Genomic DNA, 24,022 nt, shown 5'->3' with positions numbered 1-24,022 from the left:
GTTATTAGACGATGTTGACGTGCAGCCCTTGCTGCACCAGCACATCTCCCAGTGTGTTGCCGCTCTCTAATGCCGAGTTGTGATACACATCGAACATCATGCCATCCAGCGCCCGTTGCCCAGCCAAGGCCCAGGTACCGCTGGGATCGGGGATCAAATTGACCTCGTTACCCGTCGCGCCCAGGATGCGCAAATCGTCTTCCGGTTTATCGGTGACCGACAGCGCGCGTGCCAAATCAAGCGTGATGCTATTGGTACCGGAAGCCCCGAGATCGAAGATTTCGATGTTATCGATGCTGAGTCCTAACGCCGTGAGATCCAGCGCCAGATGTTCGCCACTCAGCGCCAGCGTATCGGTGCCAGCTCCGCCGTCGATGTGAAGCGCGTCAAGTACCGATACCTGAAGCATATCATCGCCGTCGCTGCCGGTTAGCGTGTTGCTGTCCGTGGCTACGATAGCAACGCCACCGATGCTGTAGCTAACATCATTCGGCGTGGTCACCGTGGCACTTGCACCTGTACTTTGCTCCTCGTTCAGGCTGGCGAGCGTCAAGGTGCTGTCGTTATGCTCGGTACTGGTTTCGTGACGTGCCGCAACCGCAACCGTGTGGCTGGTTTCCAGAGAGACGCCACTCTCCTCAAGGGCCAGGCTTTGGCTCTCAAGGCTGGCGAACGTGAGAGGAAGTGAAATCCCGGTCGTCAGCCCGGCAGAGACGCCGACGCCGTTACCGGCGATATCCGTGACGGAGGCCGAGACTAAGGTGCCGGTCAGGACAGCAAGGATGTTCAGCACTGTCAGCCCCAGCGTTGCGAGCAGTGAGCTTTCCAACCGGGCGGTCCAACTGCCATCGGCTTGCACCGTGCCGGTCAGGGTGACGCCGTTAAGCACCGAGTTGGTTTTGAGCAGTGAAACGGAGACCTGCGCGCCAGCCTGCACATTGCGACTTTCACCGTGGATAGCCAGGCCGTTGGTGATAATACTCAGCGCACTTAACAGTGTGGTCGGATCGATCCCCAATTGCGGCAGTGCATGGGTTTTGACAATCGCGGTGCCGTTGGCACTGGTGCTGTTGCCATAGCGATCGGTCACTGTCACACCCACGTTCAGGTTGCCATCAAGAATATTGAGCAGGTTCTCCTTCGGTACGCTTACGCTCCAAGTGCCATTGGCGGCAACCGGGACGTTCAGCACCAGTCCACCGACGTTGACGCGGATGCTGCCGCCCACCGCGTTATTGACCGTCCCACTGATGGTTTGATTGACTTGCGCTTCCGTCAGATTGAGATAGCCATCACCGAACAGGGAACCCAGCGACAGTGTCGGCAGATTATGGATACCGATGCCCACGTTGGTGCTGACGCTGACATTTTTGCCCGCCGGGTTGGTGAGTGCCACGCCCAGCGCCAGAGTACCGTCAGTAAGCGCAGTGAGGTCGGTGGCGGACAAACCCACCGACCAGGTGCCATCGCTTTGTACCACGGTTGTCAGGGTTCTGCTGCCTAGCGTGACACGCAGCGTTGAACCCACTGCGTTGGTGGTGGTACCGCTGATGATAGGGCTGGTTGCTGCCTCTACGGCGTTTAACAGACCATCGCCGCCAAACAGTGGATTGAGGGTGATGGTCGGTGCAGCATTGATGGCAACCGTCACCAGATTGTTTTGGCTGATGCTGTTACCTGCGGCATTGGTCAACTGGGCATTGACTGTCAGAGCGCCGTCTGCAAAGGCTTGCAGATCCACGGTGGGCAGGTTCAAGGACCAACCGCCGCCCGCATTGATGGTTGTGGTGTAGGTTTTTCCTCCAAGGGTTAACGTCAGGGTGGTACCCGCTGCGGCCTGTGTGGTTGTCCCGCTCAGGATTTGGGTGCTGAGCAGGTCGTTCAGATCCAAAATGCCATTGCCGAACAGCGGGTTGAAGGTAATGGTTGGCGGGGTGAGCGCCACCGTCAGGCCTGCACTGGCGCTGTTGCCCGCAGCGTCGGTGATCGTTGCGTTGACCGTCAGGTTACCGTTCAGTAATGATTGCAACTGCGTTGGCGACACGGGGATACTCCACCCCCCTCCAGCACCGACGTTGGTGTCCAGCGAGAGTCCACCAAGGGTGAGCGTTATTTTTGATCCCTCCGCCGCATTGGTTGTGGTACCGCTCAGGATTTGGCTCAGCGCGGCTTCCGCCACATTGAGATAGCCATCACCGCCAAACAGCGAATTAAGGCTGATGGTCGGTAAGTTTTTGGTGATGGACGTGATGGTTTGGCTGATTGAACCGGTGTTACCGCTCGCGTTAGTAACGTCCACCTTCACTGAGACGATGCCATCGACCAGTGCCGCGAGATCGGCGGGCTGCAAGGTCAGGCTGAAGGCGCCGGCGGCGCCGACCGTGGTTTGGAAGGTTTTACTGCCCAGCGTCACGGAAACCTGCGATCCGACGGCGGCATTGGTGACCACCCCACTCAACGTTTGAGCGACCAACGCTTCTGCCGCATTGAGGAAGCCATCGCCACCAAAAAGGGGATTAAGCGTCACCACCGGCAGCGAGAAGCCCAGGGTTAACCCGCCGCCGAGTGAAACGCTGTTGCCCACGCTGTCGCTGGCGCTGACGGTGACGGTCACATTGCCGTTGCCCAGATTTTGTAGCAGTGCTAATGCATCGGTGCCGACGCTGGCACTCCACTTACCGTCGGCCCCGACCGTTGCGGCCAACGTTCGTACGCCGGCCAAATCAATCGTCAGCTGTGTGCCGGGCACCAGATTCAGCGCGGTGCCGCTGATCGTCTGGTTGTTGAGCAGATCGCCGAGATTGAGCAGCCCGTCACCGAAAATAGGATCGAGCGTCAGGCTGGGCAGGTTATTGATGACGGCCGGTACGTTAACGGTTTTGCTGACCACGTTGCCGGCGTAATCGGTAACGCTAACGCCGAGCGCCAGCGTACCGTCCTGCAAGGCTTTTAAATCCAGCGAGGGGATAGAGAGGCTCCACGCGCCGCCAACACCCACGGTAGTGTTATAGATTTTGGTGCCCAGTGTGACCTCGATCTTAAAGGCACCTTTGGTGAGATCGATATTGCCTACCACGCCGCTGATGATTTGGTTGGCGGCCGCTTCAACCGCGTTCAGGCCATTATTACCAAAGGCAAGAACGGAATCGAGGGTTGGCACAGAACGTAATACATCGATGTCGATCAGTTGATTCTTGCTGTTGCCATTGATGTCCACAATGGCAACGTTTACCTGCAACAATCCGTCAGAGAGGCCGGAGAGCAGCGTCGGAGGGAATGACACGCTCCAGGCACCGCCCGCACCGACGGTAGCCTCCAGCGTGGTGCCTGCAATGGTGACACTGACTTTGGCACCGAGAGAGCTGCCGGTAGCGTGGCCGCTGATGACCTGGGTTATCAGCGATTCGGCATAGTTGAGGATGCCGTTGTTACCGAAAATATCGTCAACGCCTGCGCCCAGCGTTTGGTTGAGCGCCACGTTTAAGGTCACGGTGGTACTGCTGCTGTTACCGGCGGCATCTTTAATGGTCAGGCCGATCACCTGCGGGCCGTCGGTGAGTGTGGTCAGATCAATGGATGCAAAGGGAATCTGCCAGTTTCCGTCGTTATCTACCGTTACCGGAGTGCTGGTGAGCGGGCCCGCTGTCAGCGTTACCGTAGCCCCTTTTTCCCCTTTACCGCTCAGCACCTGCCCCAGCAACGCTTCGGCCATGGTGAGGATATTGTTGCCCGCAAAGGCATCAATGGTGAGCAGCGGGATTTCCGTATCAACCCTGATAATAAGCGGCGCTGCGTCGGTGGAATTGCCTGCCGCATCTTTTAGCGTTGCGGTAATCGGATGCTGTCCTTGGCTGAGCGCATTGAGATCGGCGGTAGGAACGTTAACCGACCAAACTCCCCCTGTGCCGCTGCCATTATCGAGGACCTGCGCCTGATAGGTTTTCCCGTTCAGCGTCACAGAGACAAAGCGCCCAACCTCGGTGAAGGAGGCTGTGCCATTGATGGTTTGCGCCGTTGCCAGTTCGCTATTGTTGAGCGTGTTATCGCCGGAGAAGTTGGTGATAGTGACCGTCGGTGGCGTGATATCGACTTGAACGTTGGTGCTGGATTGGACGACGGGTGATTCCAGCGTTGTGGATACTGTGATCGCCACGGTGCCATTTTGAGTGAAGATATTCTCCGTCGTTGGAATATCCATACTCCAGATACCGCTGGGCGCGGTCATAGTTGTATATATATTGCCATTTATCACCATATTGATGAGTTGCGGGTTAGTGCCGTTGTGCAATACCCCGGACACGGTGACCGTGTTTTGTGATTCCGACAGATTGATAATGTTGTCATCAGCGATGGCGTTAATCACCATGGTTGGCACTGGCGGCAGGCTGAAATCAACCGGAACGTTTAACGTCTGGTTAGCCGTATTGCCTGCTTTATCCTGTGCTTCTACCGCGATCGTGGTTGTCGGAACGGTGAACTGCTGCAACTCCGAGGCCGGAATTAACACCGACCAACTTCCTCCGACGCCAATATTGGTGTCATAACTGTGGCCATTCACCGTGATGGTCACTTTTTGCCCGACTTCCAACCTGGTTGAGGTACCGCTCAAGGTCTGTGCGGTGCGACTTTCGACATAGTCCAGCCCATTGCCACCAACAAAAGCATCGAAAGCAATCGTCGGGAGTGTTCTCGCGATATGTATCTGACTATCGACGCTGGCGCTGTTACCTGCGGCATCGGTGGCGGTGACCGTCAGGGTTTGTGTTCCATCGGCCAACCCGCTCAATTGGGCCGCGTTAATCGACCACTGACCGTTAGTGACTGTGGCCTCAATCGGTGGATTACTGCCAATAGTCACCATGACCCGCGTGGCATCACCGGCATTACCGCTTAGTGCGGCAATTTCCGTCGCATTCAGATAACCGTCACCAAACGGGGTGTCCAGCGTAACGGCGGGCGCATGGAAATCGTTTTCAAAGGTTACCGTGTCGCTGGCCGTGTTGCCTGCTGCGTCGGTTGCCGTCACAATGAGCGTGTGGTTGTCACTTTCGGCTAACGAGCTCAACGCATTGGCTGGCAAGGTGACGCTCCAGGTGTTGCCCGTGACTACTGCCTGATAAATCACGCCGTTAAGATCAATCTCGACCTTGATGTTTTGCGCACTGCCGGTGCTATTGGTGGTGCCTGTGATGGTAATGGGGGCATTGGCTTCCGCGATGTTGAGGATGTTGTCACTGCCAAATAAAGGTTCGGTAATCTCAGGTGCGGGCAGCGTCAATGCCGCCGTAACGTTAACGGTGGCGCTGCTGGGGTTGCCTGCTTTGTCGGTGACGGTCACCCGTAATGTATGCCCACCTTCGGTAAACGCCGCCAATTGTGTTGAGGTCAAAGGCAGCGACCAGCCGCCCAAACCGTCTACTTGCACGCCAGTGAATACCTGTTGGTTCGCGGTTCCTGCATCCAGCGTCACCGTCACGGTTTGTCCACTGCCGCTGATCCCGGTTTTACCGCTCAGCGTCTGCGGTTTAGTTGACTCATCCAGATTGAGATAACCATCGCCGAAAGGCAGCACCAACGTGGCGCTTGGCAAAGTATGGAATAGTGCCTCTGCGCTGCCCGTGGTGGTGCTGCTGTTACCGACGCTATCCGTTACGGTCACCACCACGTTGACCGTGCCGTCCGGCAAGGCTGACAAGTCGGTGTTCGATAGTGGCAATGACCAACTGCCGTTGGCATTCACGGTGGCGGGATAGACCGTGCCGTTAATGCTGACGCTGACGGTTTGTCCGCTGTTGCTGGCAAGCCCGGTTTGCCCATTGAGGGTAACGCCTGCCTGAACCTCGCTGGCACTGAGGAAGCCATCATTGAATAATGGCACGGTAATGCCTGCTGATGGTACACCCTCCACGATACTGCTAAATCCACTGTTGAGCGGCGTGCTGGGGTTACCGGCTTTGTCTTGTGCGGTGACGATCAGAGTGTGAGCGCCATCGTTCAGGCCTTGCAGATCGGCGGTGGGTAACGTAACGCTCCATAAACCGGTCTCCGTCACGGTCGCGACATACGCTTTACCATCGATGGTGACCGTGACCTGCTGTCCCGCACCGTTGACGCCGGTGCTGCCGCTCAGCACCTGATCTGCGCCCGCCTCTGCGGCATTGAGCTTGCCGTCAATAAACGGGGTATTCAATGTCACGTTAAATGTGGTGTGCGTGACGATATCCAGTGTGCCGCTGACGCTGGCTGGGTTTCCGGCGCTGTCTGTGGCGCTGATGCTAACCTGCATGCTGCCATCACTTAATCCAGACAGCGCATTGGGCGGAATAGTGGCGCTCCACAGCCCGCCTGGCAAGGTGGTGCCGGTGGTGGTGTAGCTGCCAATGGTGATGGTGAGCGTGGTGTTGGCCGGCAGGTTGGTGTAGCTGCCACCAATGGTGCCACCGGCTTGCAGTTCGGCCAGATTGAGCTGGTTGTCGGTAAACAGGGTATTCACCGTGAGCGTGGGCAGTGCCTGTGTTTTCAGCGTGATATCCAGCGTATCACTGTTGCTGTTACCTGCGCTGTCGGTGGTTTTGGCAGTCAGGGTGGCGGTGCCATCCCCCAACGCCAGCAGATCGCTGGCAGAGAGCGTAGTCTGCCAGACCCCGTTGCTGTTCGTGACGGCAGTGTAAACGCTGTTGCCAACGGTGAGGGTCACGTGCAAGCCCGCTTCCCCTTTTCCGCTGATGGGCACGCCCACCAACGCGGTTGCCAGGCCGATATCACCGGGCGTCACCAGCGCATCAATTTCCAGCAGCGGTGGCGTGGTGTCCACGGTGATGCTGTGGCTATTGCTGGCCGGGTTGTTTGCAATATCACTCACGTTGGCGGTAATGGATTGCTGGCCCTGTGGCAGAGCCTGCACATCGTTGGCGGGCACAGTGGTGCTCCAGGTGCCGTCGCTGCCGACCGTAGCCAGATAGGTTTTGCCGTTCAGCGATACGCTAACGCTGCGCCCCGGTGTGACATGGGTGGTTGAACCACTGATGGTCATTGGACTGCCTGCGTCCTGCGCGTTAACCACATCGTCTCCGGAAACGGTAGAGATAGCGATGGTGGGCAGGTCTGCCGGTTGTGCGATCACATTCAGCGTATGGCTGTTGCTGGCAGGGTTACCCCCCTTGTCGCTGACGCTGGCGCTGACGGTAAGTTTGCCATCCGGCAGTTCGCTAACGTCCAACGCAGGGACTTGAACACTCCAACTGCCGTTTGCCAGTACCGTGGCGCTGTAGGGTTTACCATTCAGCGTCAGCGTGACGATTTGGTCTTGTTCAACGTGCGTGGTGGTGCCGCTCAAGGTCAGCGCTTGCGTGGCTTCTTGTGCATTGAGGTAATCATCGTTTGACAAGGTACCGATAGTCACGGTTGGCGCTTGTGTGAAATCGGTATCCAGAGTGACATCGCGCGTGGTGCTGCCAGTATTGCCTGCCGCATCAACCATGGTAGCGACAACCGAGGTAATACCGTTGGCACTGCCAGCCAGATCGCCTGCGGGAACGGTGATTTGCCAGGAACCATCGCTCAGCGCCGTGCCCTGATAGATTTGTCCGTTAAAGGTGATACGTACCACTACTGTTTGACCACTGTCATTAACGGGAGAAGTACCGCTGATCACCAGCGGTTGCAGGCTGTCGGCGATGTTGATGATGTCATCACTGCTGATCGCATTGATGGTCAGCACAGGGGGCGTCAAATCGATGTTGGCGCTGCCGTTAACCGTTGAGGTATTTCCCGCCGCATCCGTGACGGTGACGGAAATCGCGGTTACGCCGTCGCTGAGTTGGGTCAGAACGTTGGCGGGCAGCGCCAATTGCCAGTGGCCGTTGCTGTTCACTGTGCCGGTAAAGATCTCGCTGCCGATCGTCACTTTCACGGTTTGACCGGCACCGCTGATGCCCGTGGTGCCTGTCAGCGTTTGTCCGGCCTGTGCTTCATTCTGGTTGAGATAGCCGTTGCCAAAAGGTGCTTCCAGGGTGGCTTGCGGCAGTTGGTTGATATTGACCTGCAAGGTTTGGCTGCTGGTGACGGTTTTCCCGACCTGGTCGGTGGCAATGGCGCTGACGGTGAGCGGACCATCACCCAGTAGGGTCAGATCGCTACCCGGGATCGTTGCCGTTTGCCAACTGCCGTTTGCCTGCACGATGGCGGAGTAAGCTTTGCCGTTAAGTAGCACGGTGATGCTGGCTCCGGCGGCAATATTACTGCTGCTGCCGCTGATAGCAATACCGTCCGCTGCCTCCTGGGCATTGAGTCGGTTATCCCCGGTGATGGCGGCTATCGCAAGCCCACTGGTGTTGGTGTTGATGGTAATTGGCTGGCTGGCGCTGGCGGTGTTACCTGATGTGTCGGAAACGGAGGCGCTCAAGGTCTGGGTGCCGTTAACCAACTGACTCATATCCTGCAACGGGATAGTGGTGCTCCAGGTACCGTTGGACTGCACGATGGCGCTATAGGGCTTACCGTTAAACGTTAGAGTTACCGTTTGACCCGCTTCCACATTGAGCGTGGTGCCGCTGAGCGTCTGGCTACTTTGAATTTCTGCGCCATCGATGATGTTATCAAACGCCACATTACCCAAGGTAATCCGCGGGGCATGTTGTGCGCTGGCATCCACGGTGATGGTGCGCGTTACCGTGCTGCTGTTACCTGCGGTATCGCTCAGTGTGGCGCTGAGCGTGTAGGTGCCGTCGCTCAACGCGCCTAAATCGGCAGCGCTCAGGGCAACAGACCAACTGCCATCACTACCGACGACCCCGGTATAGGATTTGCCGTTGAACGTGACTGTGACGGTACGGCCTGCCTCTGCTGTAGATGCACTGCCGGTGAGGGTTTGTGCCGTCAGTACCTCGCTTTGGTTGAGGATATTATCCGTGGTGAGATTGCCCAGCGTTAACGTCGGCGGGGTACGATCGACCGTCACGGTCTGCGTCAGGGTACTTTGGTTGCCTGCGGCATCTTTGACGACAATGGATACGGGGCTGTTGCCGTCGGGCAGCGTCTGCAATGCAGAAGGCGGTAGCGTCACGCTCCAGCTTCCGGTCGGCGTTACGGTTGCGGCAAGTTCTGTTCCACCCAGCGTTACGGTTACTGTTTGTCCGGGCGTGGTACGTCCGGTCGTGCCGCTCAGGGTTTGTGCACTGCCAGCTTCTGCCGCATTCAGCACGCCGTCACCAAATACCGGGTTAAGCGTGGCGCTGGGCAGCGTGTGGATAAACACGCCGATCGCGTGGCTGCCGCTGAGCGTGTTGCCAGCACTGTCCACGGTGCTGAAGGTGATGGTGGTCGTGCCGTCCACTAACTGTTGCAGGTCGGCGGCAGGCAACTGGACGCTCCATTTCCCGTCTGCCGTGGTGGTGCCGGTGTAGGTTTTGCCGTGCAGGCTGAGGATAACAGCCGTGCCTGCCGCCACATTCTGGCTAGAGCCAGTAACCGTGATATTTTGCGCCACTTCGCTCAGGTTAAGTTTGTCATCACCGGTGACCGGATCGATGGCGATGCCGCTCAACGCGGTATTCACCTCGAAGCTGTGGGTTGCCGAGGAGGGATTGCCGCTCTTATCCTGTGCGCTGACTTCTAGCCGGTGCTGCCCTTGTGCCAACTGTGCCAGGTCTGTTGCAGGCACGCTGACCTGCCAGTGCCCCTGATTGTCCACGGTGGTGAGGTAGGTTTTGCCATTCAGGATGACGGTGACCGCTTGTCCTGCTTCCAGATTGAGGCTGGAACCACTCAGGATTTGCGCTGCCTTGATTTCAGCGCCGTCAATGATGTTATTACCGGTTACAGCATTAACCGTGAGCATGGGCAAGTTGGCGACGTTAGCGTCCAAAGTGACCTGCCCACTGGCGGTGGTGCTGTTGCCGGCAGTGTCGGAGACGGTGGCGCTGTAGGTGTAGGTGCCATCGCCCATCGCTTGCAGATCGGCGCTTTGCACCGTCACGCTCCAACTCCCATCGGCCTGAACGCTAGCAGAATATTGCTTGCCGTTGAATGTCACCAATACGTTACGACCCGCTTCTGTCAGTGAAGCATTACCGGATATCACCTGGTCGCTCTGACTTTCGCCGTGATTGATGACACCATCGAGGGTGATCGGTTTTAGCGTCAGAGTCGGGGGCACCCGATCAACGGTGACGGTGTTGGAAACGTCGCTGCTGTTGCCTGCGGCATCGGTTGCCGTCACGCGCAGCGGTTGCGGCCCGGCAGAGAGCACTTGAAGGTCGGCAGCGGGAAGGTCCGCGCGCCAGTTGCCTTGCGCATCCACGGTAGCCTGATAGGTTTTGCCGTTCAGGGTGATCACCACGCTCTGCCCACTGCCACTTACGCCGGTTTTGCCGATCACCGTCTGGCCGCTGGCCGCTTCGGCGGCGTTGAGCACGTTATCCCCAAAAGGCGCTTCCATTGAGGGCTGTGGCACATTGTGAATGTGTACATCCAGATTACGCTGGGCGGTAACCGGTTCGTCATCCGGGTTGGCAACGCTGGCATTGATCACGGTCGTGCCATCTTGCAGCGCGAACAGCGCATCACTGGGAATGGTCAGGCTCCAACTGCCGTTCGCCGCCGTGGTGGTGGTGTACTCTACGCCGTTTAAGGTAACGGTCACGGTTTGACCGAGGGTGACGTTTACCGTGGTACCACTAACGGTAAGCGGCTGTGACGCTTCTACCCGGTTCAGTTGGTTATCCATGGCGATAATGCTGATGGAGATGCTGTCGTTGTTGATGTCGACATCCCCCCAGGCACTACCACTGCCGCTGTTCCCTGCTGTATCGCTCACCTCCGTGGTGATCTCAAGCGGCCCCTCCGGCAATGCTGCCATATGGTCGGCGGGCACGGTGACCCACCAGTTGCCTTCACTGTCAACCGTGGCGAAATAGGTCCTGATGTGGAGTTTAATGGTGACAATTTGCCCCGCTTCCACGTTGGTGGTGGAGCCGCTCAAAATCTGGCTGACCTGCGTGTCTGCCGCGTTAATGGTGTTGTCTTCTGACACAAAGGCATTCACGGTAACGGTCGGTCGCATCGCGCTGTCGGCATCGAGCTTGATGGTTTTCGTCACCTGGGTGACGTTACCGGTGGCATCGGTCAGGCTGGCAACCAGAGAGTAAACCCCGTTGGGCAGAGATGTCAGCGCATGGGAGGGTAAGTCAACGCTCCAGTTACCGTCGTTGCCCACCTTGGTGGTATAGAACTGCCCCCCCAATGCAACGGTGACGGTCCTTCCCGCTTCGCTGATGGACGCCGTGCCGTTGAGCGTTTGTGTGCTTTGCGCTTCCTGAATATTGATGGTGTCGTCGGTGGCAATGGTACCCAGCGTCAAGGTCGGCGGTGTGATATCGACCAGGCTGCTATAGCTGCCCGTACCGTGATTGCCCGCTATATCCGTTGCAGTAACCTGAAGGGTCGCATTGCCTTCCGGTAGTTGTTGCAGATCGGCGGCGGGTAGGGTGGCATGCCAGTTACCGTTGGTGTCCACCGTGGCGTTGTAGGTTTTTCCACCCAGCGTTACCACCACGGTCTGTCCGTTACCGCTGATACCGGTTTTACCGCTTACGGTTTGAGCGCTGTGTGTCTCGTTGAGATTCAGCGAGCCGTTGCCAAACGGTGTGTCGATGGTTGGTGCGGGCACTGCATGAATATGCACGCCCACATTGTGCTGATCGCTGGCGGTTTGGCCTTGCGGATCGCTGACCGTGGCGGTTACCGCGGCATTGCCATCGCTGAGTGCCTGAAGGTCCGCGCTGGGAATCTGAAGCGTCCAGGCACCACCGGTCTGAACCTGCGTGGTGTAGCTCTTGCCGTTTAGCGTGATGGTAACGGTTTGCCCGGCAGGCACGTTAGCCGTGTTACCGCTGATGGCCAGCGGCTGAGCGGCTTCTGCCTTATTGATCAGGTCATCGCTGGCAATGATGTTGATAGCGATGGCATTACCTGCGGCATCCACCTCAATCGCTTTGCTGGCGCTGGTGCTGTAACCGGATTGGTTGCTGACGTTCGCTGTGATGCTCAACGGGCCACTTGGCAGTAGCGCCATATCAACGCTCGAAACGGTAACGTGCCAGGTGCCGCCACTTTCCACTACCGCGAAATAGCTTTTGCCGTTCAGCATCAGTGTGACGGTACGGCCCGCTTCAACGTGGGTTGTGGTGCCGCTGAGTTGGTGGCTGACCTTGCTTTCTGCGCCATTGACAATGTCATCGCCGGCGAACGGATTAATGGTTAGCGTCGGTAAGGATGTCACGCCGTTATCGACGGTAAAGGTATGGGTCAGGGTGCTGCTGTTTCCGGCTTTGTCACTCAGCGTGGCCGTGAGGGTGTGGGAGCCATTGGTCAGGTTGCTCAAGTCGGTAGTTGGCAGGGTGATTTGCCAGTTACCGCTGGCGTCGACAATGGCAGAGTAACTTTCGCCGTTCAGTGTGACGGTGACGGTACGGCCGGCTTCGCTTATGGGGGCCGTACCGTTGATGATTTGATTTACGCCCAACTCGCTATTGTTAAGAATGTCATCCTGTCCCACCGGAGAAAGGGTCAACGTGGGCGGCGTGGTATCCACGGGTACGGGTTTGCTCAGAACATTTTTATTGCCCGCGGCGTCGCTCACCTCTACGGTGACGGTACTGTCGTTGCCGGAAGGCAAATTTTGCAAGCCGCTGCTGGGTATCTTCACCTGCCAATTGCCGCTGTTATCCACGGTGCCCGTATAGGCCTGGCCGCCGATGCTGACGGTAACGCTCTGGCCCGGCCCGGTCACGCCGGTGGTGCCTTTCAGCGTTTGATCCTGACCGGCCTCTGTGCCGTTAAGCACGCCGTCGTTAAATGGGGGTTCCAGCGTTGCGGCTGGCAGCGTGTTGACGACAACGGTGACGGGATGCGTTGTGGTAATTGTGGTGCCGCTCAGGCCTGTCACGCTGGCACTGATGTCATAGCTGCTGTCGGTGTTAAAGACCAAATCGCTACTGGGGACGCTGAAACTCCAACTGCCATTGTTGGTGGTGGTCGTGGTGTAAACATGCCCGTTGAAGGTAATGGTGATGGTTTGGTTCGCCGCCACATTCGCGGTGGTGCCGGAGAGTAACAGCGGCTGTGTGGCTTCGACGGCGTTCAATCGATCGTCACCGGACACGGTGTTGATGTTAATCGCTTCCACCGCCCTGTTCACGGTAATGGTTTGAGCGGGCAGCGTCGTGGTATTGCCCGCCTTGTCCGTGATAGACGCGACCAGAGGATACGTGCCATCGGTAAGCGCTTGTAAATCCGAAGCAAGCAGCGGCACGCTCCAAGATCTGTCGCTATTGACGGTGGCGCTGTAAGTTTTGCCGTTTAAGGTGACGGTAACACTCTGTCCAGCCTCGTTGGGTGAGGTGACGCCTGACAACGTTTGCGTGTTCTTTAATTCATCGCTGGTCAGGAAATCATCGCCGGTAAGTTTTTGTAGCGTAAGGGTCGGCGGCGTAGTATCAACAATCAGTTCGCGGCTGATGCTGGTGCTATTACCCGCTTTGTCCACGGTCACGATGGTCATCGCGTTTGTGCCTTCGCTCAGCGCTTGCAAATCAGCACTGGAAAGCGGCAACTGCCATTTCCCTTCGCTATCGACTGTGGTGGTGTAGGTTTTACCGTTAAGCGTCACTGTGACCGTTAACCCGGCCTCACCGCGTCCACTCAGAGTTTGGCCTTGTGCTTGCTCCGCTGCCGTGAGGTAGTTGTCGCCAGTGAGCATATTTTCTGTCAGGAATGGCGGTAATGTGTCGATACCCAACGCTACGCTTTGTTGGTGAGTGCCGCCCTGAGCATCGATGACGCTGACCTGAATCGGGTAGGTGCCATCTTCCAGTCCAGCAAATACGCTGGCTGGCAGCGTGAGTTTCCAGGTGCCATCCTGTTCGACCCGTGTGGTATAGGTCAGGCCGTTAAACACTATCGTGACCACCGACCCTGGTGCCACATCTCGGGTGCTGCCGCTCAGTACCTGTGATTGGCTGTACTCCTGGCGGTTGAGGATATTGTCATTGGTCAATGGATTAACGGTCAGGGAGGGCGGTGGTGTAGACGGCCTGTCGTCATCGTTGCTGTTAGAGGCGGCTGCGGCAATGACACCGCCACTCAGTGCTACGGCACCGAGAATGCCACCGATGGCCGCTGCCGAGAGTCCGTTCGCGCTAGCGCTGTGTAACAGCAGTGTGCTGATATCAGCGAGAACATCATATTGCGGAATCAGGGCGATGGTTTCTCCTGCACTGAGCGCTGCTGCATCGCCGGGAGCACTGGAAAAATGAATATGTGTCAGACGGGTGCCATCATCAAACACCAGTTCGCTGTGGTAGCCTTCGGCATCCAGCAAGAAGAAGCGTTGATAGCGCACCACAGTACCATCCTGCATGTGCAAGATGAGATCGTCGCCCTGGCGCTCGTAGCGAGCAACACGGTCTGGTGAACCGGGGATTCTCACCGTGCTGCTGTGCTGCAATACGATATCCGTTACGTCAGGTGAAACGTGTTGAATGACATTTCCACTGCCGCGGCGATCCGTGATACCGATATACCCTTGGACAACGTTGTTCTCTTCCATGATTCACCTTTTTTTCGCTCGTCACTGAGGTCTGAACGGGGATATACGTTGATATGACCCGTTCAATGCGGGGCTCCAGAAAAAGGGGAGCGCTAAAGCATTACCTGGTGAAGAAAAGGTGAAACAAAACACGCCAACCGCGTGCGCGCGTCAGGTGATGACGTGCGAGAAAATGCGCTTATCGCTTATTTTTTGAGTGTTTTTTGTTATGTATTGCTGGTGTTTTTGTGCATCTGAGTAATAGGTATAGGAGTGCTTTTTGTAAAGATCCACACGGTTGGACATGTTTCGACATGAAAATGTAAGTTATTTCTTAAGATAGCGCTAAGCGGTGTTGTAAACGTATTGCTGCTTGATATGTGTTTTTTTAATTAATTCATCTTGTTAGCTAAGTATTGACGAAATCGTCTCTCTCGCTGGGGAGTGTTGCGGTAATGTATTCATAATGAATATTAATATTTATCCATTGTTAATTTTTTATCTCACTTTTGCCTACTTCAAGGCTGTTGCCTAATATTGTGATTAGCGACATTTGCCCTCCTGTTTCGTCTTGGATTTTGACCTACCTCCCTGATTGCTGGAATTTGATGCGATATGCATTTTTTTTGCATGAAAAGTGAAGTTTGCATTTGCTGCTCCGTGGGGAGCATGGTAGGAATGATGCCGTTTGTGTGCAGCTACCTTTGCACACGCCAAGGTCGCTGCAACAGACGTTTGGAAGAAACGTTATTCGAATAACAGGATCCGTTATCATGCGTCGTACAATACAAAAATACCCCCCGTTTCATGCCGATCACGTCGGGAGCCTGCTGCGCCCTGCTTGCCTGAAACGCGCGCGCTCGGCGTTCGTGGCAGGCAAGCTCACGCGCCTACAGCTGACACAAGTGGAAGACGATGAAGTCAGACGCGTAGTGGAACAGCAAAAGGCCTGCGGTATTCATGTGATTACCGATGGTGTGCTGCGTAGAACCGGTGGACATTACGACTTTTTTGCCCACCTGCACGGTATCGCTGGCCCGGAGGGGAATCAGAATTATTGTATGACGCGGCAGGAGATGGCCACTTGCCATCTTCAGGTGGTGGGGCCGGTCTCTTTTAATCCCGAGCATCCCTTTTTGGCGCATTACCGTTTTCTGCATCAGGCGGTGGGTGACGATCCCCAGGCCGTCGCCAAGCAGACGCTGCCAAGCCCCTGCATGTTGATGTATCGCTCTTTGCGCCGAAATGGTGTCTATCAGGCGTTGGATGCCTACTGCGAAGACTTAGCGCAGGTATATGTTCAGGCGCTGAACGCTTTTTACGCCCAGGGCTGCCGCTACCTGCAACTGGATGATACGTTCTGGAGCCTGTTCGGTGATGTCGCAGCGATCCGCACCGAACTGGATGATGGCACCGATCCTTATCAGCTCATTGAGCACTGCGTTTCTTTGCTTAACCGTATCATGCAGGATAAGCCAAAGGATATGTATATCAGCCTGCACGTATGCAGTGGCGATCTGGATACCAAAATTCTGCACCGTAATCCCTTTGCCGATGTAATTGCCAAAGCGCTGGGCCGCTTGAACGTGAACAGCCTTTTTCTGGAGTATGCAGATGCGCATTTCAGCGGATTGGAAACGTTGCGCGCTATCGGCGCACAAACCGTGGTGCTCGGTGTTATCACCTCTGAAACCGGAGAGCTGGAGGATGCGCGCAGCATCAAGCGTCGAATTAATGACGCCTCGCTCTACTTACCGCTAAACCAATTGGCATTGAGTCCGATGTGCGGATTTGCCTCAGCCGAGAGCGCCGCATGGCTGACGGAGGAGCAGCAATGGAACAAACTGCGCCACGTGGTCAATCTTGCCCATGAGATCTGGGTGATGTCGGAGTAGCGCGTATACTCCCACCGCTATCTGCGGGCGTATCACGGCAGATTCCCCTCTCTTTCCCTGAGGCGCAAGCTATAGCGTGCGCCTTGCATTTTTACTTCTTTTTGCATTTTTTTTCATTAGGTTATTGCCAATTTGCGATCCCGCAAACGATACCGCTGCTTACACTCGGGCAAGATGAGCGGCTTCGGAATCATTGAGAGGTAAATAGCAACATAGGAAACGTTTATACGCGATAAATCCGTTTATTTCGTAGGGAAATGCTGCTGTGGCAGGCAGTAGTGGCATTTTATTGTTCATGCACTGAAGAGTGGATAACTGTGATGAAAAGGATAGTGAGATCGCTGTTAGTAGTGATGGTGGTATGTTTTTCCGCGTTAGCGGGTGCGGCGGAAAAATTACCCCATATCGTGATCCTGGCAACCGGCGGTACCATTGCCGGTTCCGCTGCGGCAAACACGCAAACGACCGGATATAAGGCTGGTGCATTGGGGGGTGATACCCTGATTAACGCTGTTCCTGAGTTAAAAACTTTGGCAACCATCAGCGGTGAGCAGGTGGCGAACATTGGCAGCGAGAACATGACCAGCGACGTGTTGCTGACGCTAAGCCACCGTGTCAATGCACTGTTGGCGCGCGACGATGTCGATGGTGTGGTCATCACGCACGGTACGGATACCCTGGATGAATCACCGTATTTTCTGCAACTGACGGTGAAAAGTGACAAGCCGGTGGTGTTCGTAGCGGCAATGCGTCCTGCCACTGCCATCAGCGCAGATGGTCCGATGAACCTGTACGGTGCGGTTAAAGTGGCGGCGGAGAAAAACGCACGTGGTCGTGGGGTGATGGTGGTGTTGAACGATCGCATTGGCTCTGAGCGTTTTATCAGCAAAACTAATGCGTCGACGCTGGATACCTTCAAGGCGCCTGAAGAGGGGTATTTAGGCTCGATCGTTGGCGATCGCGTCTAATTCAATACCCGCTTGGACAAAATCCACACCACGCGCTCGGTGTTTGACATCGCCGGCGTTAAAACGCTGCCTCGTGTCGATATTATCTATGGTTATCAAGACGACCCCGAGTATATGTATGATGCGGCCATCACACACGGCGTTCAGGGTATCGTCTACGCCGGAATGGGCGCTGGCAGCGTTTCCAAACGCAGCGACGCGGGCATTCGTAAAGCGCTCAATAAGGGGATCGTAGTGGTACGCTCCACCCGTACCGGCAGTGGTGTTGTCCCGCCCGATGCCAACCAGCCTGGCCTGGTTTCAGATTCGCTTAACCCCGCCAAATCGCGCATTCTGCTGATGTTGGCCTTGAGCAAAACGCACAATGCCGACGTGATTCAGGAATATTTCCATACCTACTGACGCCTGAGTCGCACGTGGAAATACCGCGCACTATCGTTCCTGATGGGCGCACAGCAGGCTGCTATCCTTGGTGATGGCAGCCTTTCCTGCTTTTCCCTTTGCTATCTATTTCATTAAATCGTGCATTTACCCCGAAATAACAAACAACGTGGCGGTGATGCGGGGTAAATCAGGATAGATATGCGGATTAACCACCAGAGGCTTTCTTGTTGTCATGCTTTATCGGTATGATGCCAGTTGATATCGATTAATAGGTTCCGGAAACTGCCGGGAAAGTGAGAAGGGTAGGTCATTACATGTCACAGCCCATTTTTATGGTTGGGGCCAGAGGATGCGGTAAAACCACGGTCGGCACTGCGCTGGCGCGTGCGTTAGGTTATCAGTTTGCCGATACCGATCTGTTTATGCAGCAAACCAGCAAAATGAGTGTGGCAGAGGTGGTTGCTAATGAAGGGTGGCACGGTTTTCGCCAGCGAGAAAGCGTCGCCCTGCAACAAGTGACACAGTCGCGCTGTGTGATCGCCACTGGCGGAGGTATGGTGCTTTCGCCGCAAAACCGTCAGTTTATGCGCTCGCAAGGGATAGTTATCTATCTGTTTGCCTCTGCGACGCTGTTGGGCGATCGTCTGGAAGCCTGCCCTGAAGCGCACCAACGCCCCACCTTAACGGGACGTCCGATTGTTGACGAGATGGCCGACGTGCTGGCGGCGCGCGAGACGCTGTACCGCGATGTGGCGCACCATGTGGTCGCTGCCTCTGCCACGCCGGATGTTATCGTGACAGAGATCCTGCAAATGTTACGTGTTTCTGCCGCTTCATAGGCGGTTTTCGTCTGTTATTTCTTTTTTCTCGTTTCTGATCACAGGTGCTGTATTTATGTTGAATGTTAATGAATATTTTTCTGGAAAAGTGAAATCTATCGGTTTTGACAGTGACTCCATCGGCCGTGCCAGCGTGGGCGTAATGGAAGCGGGAGAGTACACCTTTGGTACTGGACAGCCGGAAGAGATGACCGTGGTGAGCGGCGCGCTAACGGTAAAACTGCCGGGCAGCGATGAATGGCAAGTTTTCGGACCCGGTGCCGTATTCTCTGTGCCGGGCAACAGTGAGTTCTACCTGCAAGTGGCCGAACCGACCTCTTATCTGTGCAAATACCTCTGATTTATTGCCCCTGCATGCAGGGGCAAGCTCGCCTCACCCACGGCATCAAAGCACCTTCATCTTGAAAAAACGCTCATAGCCAGATTTTTATTCGGCCGCAGTTTCGTTGATCTTGTCGCCGAACAAAGGCCTGTGGTGCCGTATGGAAATTATCACCCTGTGCGCCAAGCCATTAATTGACTGGATAAATAGCGAATAACTCGCTCAATATTCATATCTTTTTCTTATATCTATTAATAAGCACACTATCTCGGTGATATCATTTTATTTGATGAAATAAACTGATTTTTTATGCCAATCTGGTAATGCGCCGTGAAGTGCAGGCCTGAATGAGTGAAAAATATCATACTAAGTTCTATTTTCCTGTTATACATCTTCTTTAGCGCCGCAATCCGCGCTCAAGTTTGATTTTATTCTGTCGTTATAGAATATATAGCTATCTTCCACTAAGAGTGATTTATGCTGAAAACAACGCGAGCGCGCATATTGGCGGTGTGTGCATCTATTGTGGTTTTTTCTCTCGCCGTAAATACCTACCTGAATTACACCATTGCGAATAATGCGAATGAGTCTTCCATTGAGGATACGCTGGATTCGGTGACCAGTAGTCACAGTCTGGCCATCAGCGACTGGGTGGCGTCAAAAATTCAGATGATCTCCTCCATGAACGACTGGGTATTGACCCATGAGGACCCGATTCCGCTGTTCAAACAGATGGTGTCGGCGGGGAAATTCCTCAACGTCTATATGGGGTATGCCGATGGTACGGCAAAATTTGCCGATCCGGGCGGTATTCCGGCGGACTAAAATCCGACCGTTCGCCCCTGGTACAAGCAGGCCGTGCAGGTGGGTAAACCGGTTGCCACCACGCCTTATATTGATATGGTAACCAACAAGCTGGTGGTGTCGTTTGTCTCACCGGTGGTTACGGGTTCCAGCGTCAGAGGTGTACTGGGCAGTGACGTGACGATGGAAAATGTGATTGCCAACGTGCGTTCCATCAACCCAACGCCAGCCAGTTTTGGCGTGCTGATAGACAAAAACGGTGTGATCATTGCGCACCCGGATGAAAATCTGACGCTGAAAAATATTACGGATATTGCACCGGGCGTGGTGCTCAGCGAATTACTGACCGCTCAGCACCCGGTGACCGTTGAGATGGGGGGCGCGGAGCGTATGGTGCGGGCGGCCCCGATTGCGGGCACCGACTGGTACATTTTGGTGGCGCTCGACCGGGCAGAAGCCAAGGCAGGCATGCGTTCGCTGCTGACGACCTCGGTGATAACGCTGGTGATTATTTCACTGCTCGGCTCGCTGGTTGTTGGCGTCATTATTACTAAAACCCTGAAACGCCTGCTGCAAGTGCGCGATGCGATGGATGACATCAGCAACGGTAACAATGATTTGAGCCGGCGCTTACCCGATGAAGGCCATGATGAAGTGGCGCAGATTGCCCGTTCATTCAACGTCTTTATCGACAAGCTCAGCATGGTGATGATTCAGATTCGTGATATCAGCGCCTCGGTGAAAGTCGCAGTGGATGAAATTTCGTTAGGTAACAACGATCTTTCTGCGCGTACTGAGTCAGCGGCAGCAAGTATTCAACAAACAGCCGCCTCGCTGGAACAAATCTCGGCAGCGGTCACCGAATCGGCCAGTTCGGCACAGCATGTGAACAGTCAGGCGCGTATCCTGTCTGAAGATGCCAGCATTGGCGGTAAAGTAGTTTCGGACGTGATTGTGACTATGGAAGATATTGTCGCGGCGTCCGGCAAGATCGGCGATATTATCGGTGTGATTGACGGCATTGCTTTCCAGACCAATATTCTGGCGCTGAATGCGGCAGTTGAAGCCGCAAGGGCGGGTGAGCAGGGGCGTGGTTTTGCGGTGGTTGCCTCTGAAGTTCGCGCGCTGGCACAACGCAGCGCGCAGGCAGCCAAAGAGATCAAAACCCTGATTGAAGCGACCGTGGTCGGAGTGACCTCCGGCTCTACGCAAGTGCGTCAGGCCAGCAACACGATGCAGGAGATTGTCGGTGGCGTTTCTACCGTGACCACGGTGATGTCGGAAATTACCCACGCGGCGAATGAACAGATGCGCGGCATTCAGGAGATCAACAAGGCGATGGCGCAGTTGGATTCGATGGTGCAGCAAAATGCGGCGCTGGTGCAGGAATCCACGGCGGCCACAGAAGCGCTGCTGGCACAAACGGAAGAGCTACACTCCACGGTCGGGCACTTCAAGGTGTAACGAACGTTGCTGCGGTAAACACGATGAGCGCCGCAAGGCGCTCTTTTTATTACGCGACTTTAATCAGCACCATGCCCAGCAATAGCAGCCCCAATCCAATCCAACCGCTTTTGTTGAGACGTTGGCCGAACAATATCCATCCGGCTGCCACGGTAGCTGCAATACCAAATCCCCCCCACAGTGCGTAAGCAACGGTGAGATCGATGCCTTTTACGGCTTGCGCCAGTGCACTAAATGCGGCCAGTACACTTATCAGCGATAACATCCCAAGCCACAGGTTGCGAAAGCCGTCCGATAACTTCAGGAAAATGTTGGCGGCAATTTCCAACACGATGGCCAGTCCCAGGAACGCTGCATGCTGCCACTCAAACGGTAACATGATGATTTCCTCGCGTTGCGCTGGCAGTAGGGGCTTTACGTACGCCCGATTTCACCAGCAGGATACCCACCAACAATATTGCCAACCCGATGACTTTTAACACCGAAAGGGATTCATCAAACAGCATGACGCTAAACAACGTAATAAAAATAATGCCGATACCTTCCCACAGCGCATAGGCCACGCCCATTGCTACACGCTTGATGGCGAACGATAGCAAAAGGTAGGAGAGTGCAATCATGCTATACATCACCATATGGCCTAGCGGACTACCGCTCAGGCTGGCGTATTTCATGCTCAAGGTGCCGATAATTTCTGCCGCGATCGCGCAGACTAAAAAGATCCAGTAAATCATTCTATTTCTCCCTGATAGGGTGACGCGTCGCCTCTGGATAATGCCCGGTGATATCCCTGTGAAAACGCGGTACATCGATAACGCAGAGGTCGGTACCCAGACGCCATAAAGAGGTGGCTCAGCAGACAAACGCGCAACACTGCGCTGCCATCGCTGAATTCAGAGAGAAACCTAAAGTTCGCTACACCAGTGATGCTCACTGGCAAGAATGGCTGAAAGGAATAACATGTAGATGGAAGTAATGATGGTTTTGCTTTGTATTTTCTTCATGATAATGTTGTATTACCCGCCGCATATGATGCGATTTGTCCACATTCCTCTGAATTAAAAGAATATTACGCTGGTGTATTTGTAGCATGCCTTATCGGGGAAAGCAAACCAGCACTCGGTTTGACTGTGCGCCATTGTATGTTGGTTTAGCGAGCGGCGCAGACCGATTCTGCACCGCTGGCAGTTATGCCATCAGGCTTATTGCAATAGGCGTTAAGCGTCTAACGGCATCCGTAGCAGGGGATGTGGATGTTGTTCGGCAAAGTAACGATGAATGTGATGCAGGATGTCACGCTGGCCGGGGAAGGGCAGCATTTGGGTCGCTTCTTCAAACGTTGCCCAATGGAATTCGCTGTGCTCAGCGTTAAGCACAATGTCGGCGTCGGCAGCGACATAAGCCACAAACACCGGCACCAGCGTCAGGCCATTGTTATCCGCTTCGTAAAACTGCTCACAGCGATCCGCTGAGTAGAGGTCGGTTAACTGTAATCCCGTCTCTTCTTGCGCTTCACGGCGCGCTGTTTGCCAGGCGCTTTCTCCGGCTTCAATACCACCGGCTATCTGGCACCACTGTCCCGGCTGGGTATGGCCGTTGCGCCGCAGCAGCAGGACTTGATAACCGGCCTGCGCTGGGCGCAGTACATAAAGCGCGATAGAAAAGCAGCGCACCGGAATTTCATGTCGCATAACGCCCTCTCTTCCCTGTTTTGTTTAGCGCTGCGCTTCGCCACCCAACGCTTCAACCAGATTGGTCGTTAGCGCAGAAAGCTCGCTGGTCATCAGAATAAAATCGGCATCAAAGCGTTGAGCCACATCGTCTCTGTCGATATCGTCGTTCTGCTCACGCAGCGTGTCGGCGAACTTGAGGCGTTTCAGCGTGCCATCTTCTGCCAGTATCAGTTGGATGCGTTCCTGCCAGTCGAGGGCCAGTTTGGTTACCACTTTCCCTTTTTCGATATGCACGGCGATTTCATCACTCACCAGATCTTGCTTCTTACAGCGGATCACCCCGCCGTCTTCCAGAATCGCTTTCAATTCGGCTTCGTCTTGCAGGGTGAAACCGGCTGGCACATCGCCAGAGCGCACCCATTCGGTCAGTGTGAGTTCAATAGGGTTTTCCAGCGTCAGGGGCACGACGGGCAGTGAGCCCAGGGTTTTGCGCAACAGCGCCAGCGTATCTTCGGCTTTTTTGGCGCTGGCAACATCAACCATAATCAACTGGTTAACGGTATCAATCCATAGCCACACCTGACTGAAACGGCTGAAGGCGCGCGGCAGCAGCGTATGCAGCACTTCATCTTTCAGGGTATCTTTTTCAGTTTTTTTCAGTTTGCGGTGCTGCTCGGCTTCCAGCTTGTCGATTTTGGCCTGGAGTGCCTGCTTGATCACCGGAGAGGGCAGCATCTTTTCTTCTTTGCGTGCGCAGAGCAGCAACTGGCCGTTAACGCTGTGGGTCAGTGCATCACTGTGAGCGCCCATCGGGGATACCCAACCGGTGCGAGAGAGATCCTGGCTTCCGCAGGGGGTAAAGGCGAATTCACTCAACTGCTTTTCTAACGCATCAGTGGAAAGGGCGATATCGCGGTTCAGGCGATAAATAATAACATTTTTAAACCACAGCATGGTGTTATCCCTGGCGGTGCGTGCGTGACACGCGGATGAAAAGGGGAGGGACGCATCATAGCGGATTTGGCGCGCGAGTGCAGCGCGTAATGGTGGATTCGGTATACACTACAATAAAGTTACTTTGTGCCA

Annotated in this window: 8 protein-coding genes and 2 pseudogenes; 5 read left to right on the top strand and 5 right to left on the bottom strand. The window is 55.1% G+C overall.

What is annotated here, in order from left to right:
- Window positions 1-4: 4 nt before the first annotated feature.
- On the bottom strand, window positions 5-14,608 hold the full coding sequence (locus tag K6K13_RS18635; protein ID WP_222158319.1) for an Ig-like domain-containing protein: 14,604 nt from the start codon (window positions 14,606-14,608) through the stop codon (window positions 5-7).
- Between the two features lie 752 nt (window positions 14,609-15,360).
- On the opposite strand from K6K13_RS18635, the gene K6K13_RS18630 reads away from it, so the two are divergent.
- The 5 genes and pseudogenes from K6K13_RS18630 (at window position 15,361) to K6K13_RS18610 (ending at window position 21,263) form a co-directional block, all read left to right on the top strand.
- Complete coding sequence (locus K6K13_RS18630; protein WP_222158318.1) at window positions 15,361-16,482, top strand: 5-methyltetrahydropteroyltriglutamate--homocysteine S-methyltransferase; 1,122 nt, start codon at window positions 15,361-15,363, stop codon at window positions 16,480-16,482.
- 353 nt (window positions 16,483-16,835) lie between these two features.
- Window positions 16,836-17,852, top strand: a pseudogene (locus K6K13_RS18625) (type II asparaginase).
- A gap of 296 nt (window positions 17,853-18,148) precedes the next feature.
- Window positions 18,149-18,673, top strand: coding sequence for a shikimate kinase AroL (gene aroL / locus K6K13_RS18620; RefSeq protein ID WP_222158317.1), 525 nt, complete (start codon window positions 18,149-18,151; stop codon window positions 18,671-18,673).
- A gap of 55 nt (window positions 18,674-18,728) precedes the next feature.
- Window positions 18,729-19,013, top strand: a complete 285-nt coding sequence (ppnP, locus tag K6K13_RS18615) for a pyrimidine/purine nucleoside phosphorylase (RefSeq protein ID WP_222158316.1) — start codon at window positions 18,729-18,731, stop codon at window positions 19,011-19,013.
- 459 nt (window positions 19,014-19,472) lie between these two features.
- A pseudogene (locus K6K13_RS18610) lies at window positions 19,473-21,263 on the top strand (methyl-accepting chemotaxis protein).
- Between the two features lie 49 nt (window positions 21,264-21,312).
- On the opposite strand, the gene mdtI reads toward K6K13_RS18610, so the two are convergent.
- From mdtI to rdgC, 4 genes are all read right to left on the bottom strand, one after another.
- Window positions 21,313-21,642 carry a multidrug/spermidine efflux SMR transporter subunit MdtI gene (gene mdtI, locus K6K13_RS18605; RefSeq protein ID WP_222158315.1) on the bottom strand — a complete coding sequence of 110 codons (330 nt, stop codon included), beginning with the start codon at window positions 21,640-21,642 and terminating at the stop codon, window positions 21,313-21,315.
- Complete coding sequence (gene mdtJ / locus K6K13_RS18600; protein WP_222158314.1) at window positions 21,629-21,997, bottom strand: multidrug/spermidine efflux SMR transporter subunit MdtJ; 369 nt, start codon at window positions 21,995-21,997, stop codon at window positions 21,629-21,631. The genes mdtI and mdtJ overlap by 14 nt, the downstream gene beginning before the upstream one ends.
- Window positions 21,998-22,480: 483 nt before the next feature.
- Window positions 22,481-22,954 carry an NUDIX hydrolase gene (locus K6K13_RS18595; protein WP_222158313.1) on the bottom strand — a complete coding sequence of 158 codons (474 nt, stop codon included), beginning with the start codon at window positions 22,952-22,954 and terminating at the stop codon, window positions 22,481-22,483.
- Between the two features lie 24 nt (window positions 22,955-22,978).
- Window positions 22,979-23,890 (bottom strand): recombination-associated protein RdgC, encoded by a 912-nt coding sequence (rdgC, locus tag K6K13_RS18590; protein ID WP_222158312.1) that lies wholly within the window; start codon window positions 23,888-23,890, stop codon window positions 22,979-22,981.
- Window positions 23,891-24,022 lie beyond the last annotated feature (132 nt).

The organism is Symbiopectobacterium purcellii, from assembly GCF_019797845.1.
Taxonomy (GTDB): domain Bacteria; phylum Pseudomonadota; class Gammaproteobacteria; order Enterobacterales; family Enterobacteriaceae; genus Symbiopectobacterium; species Symbiopectobacterium purcellii.
This window is presented reverse-complemented; position numbering and strand designations above follow the sequence as displayed.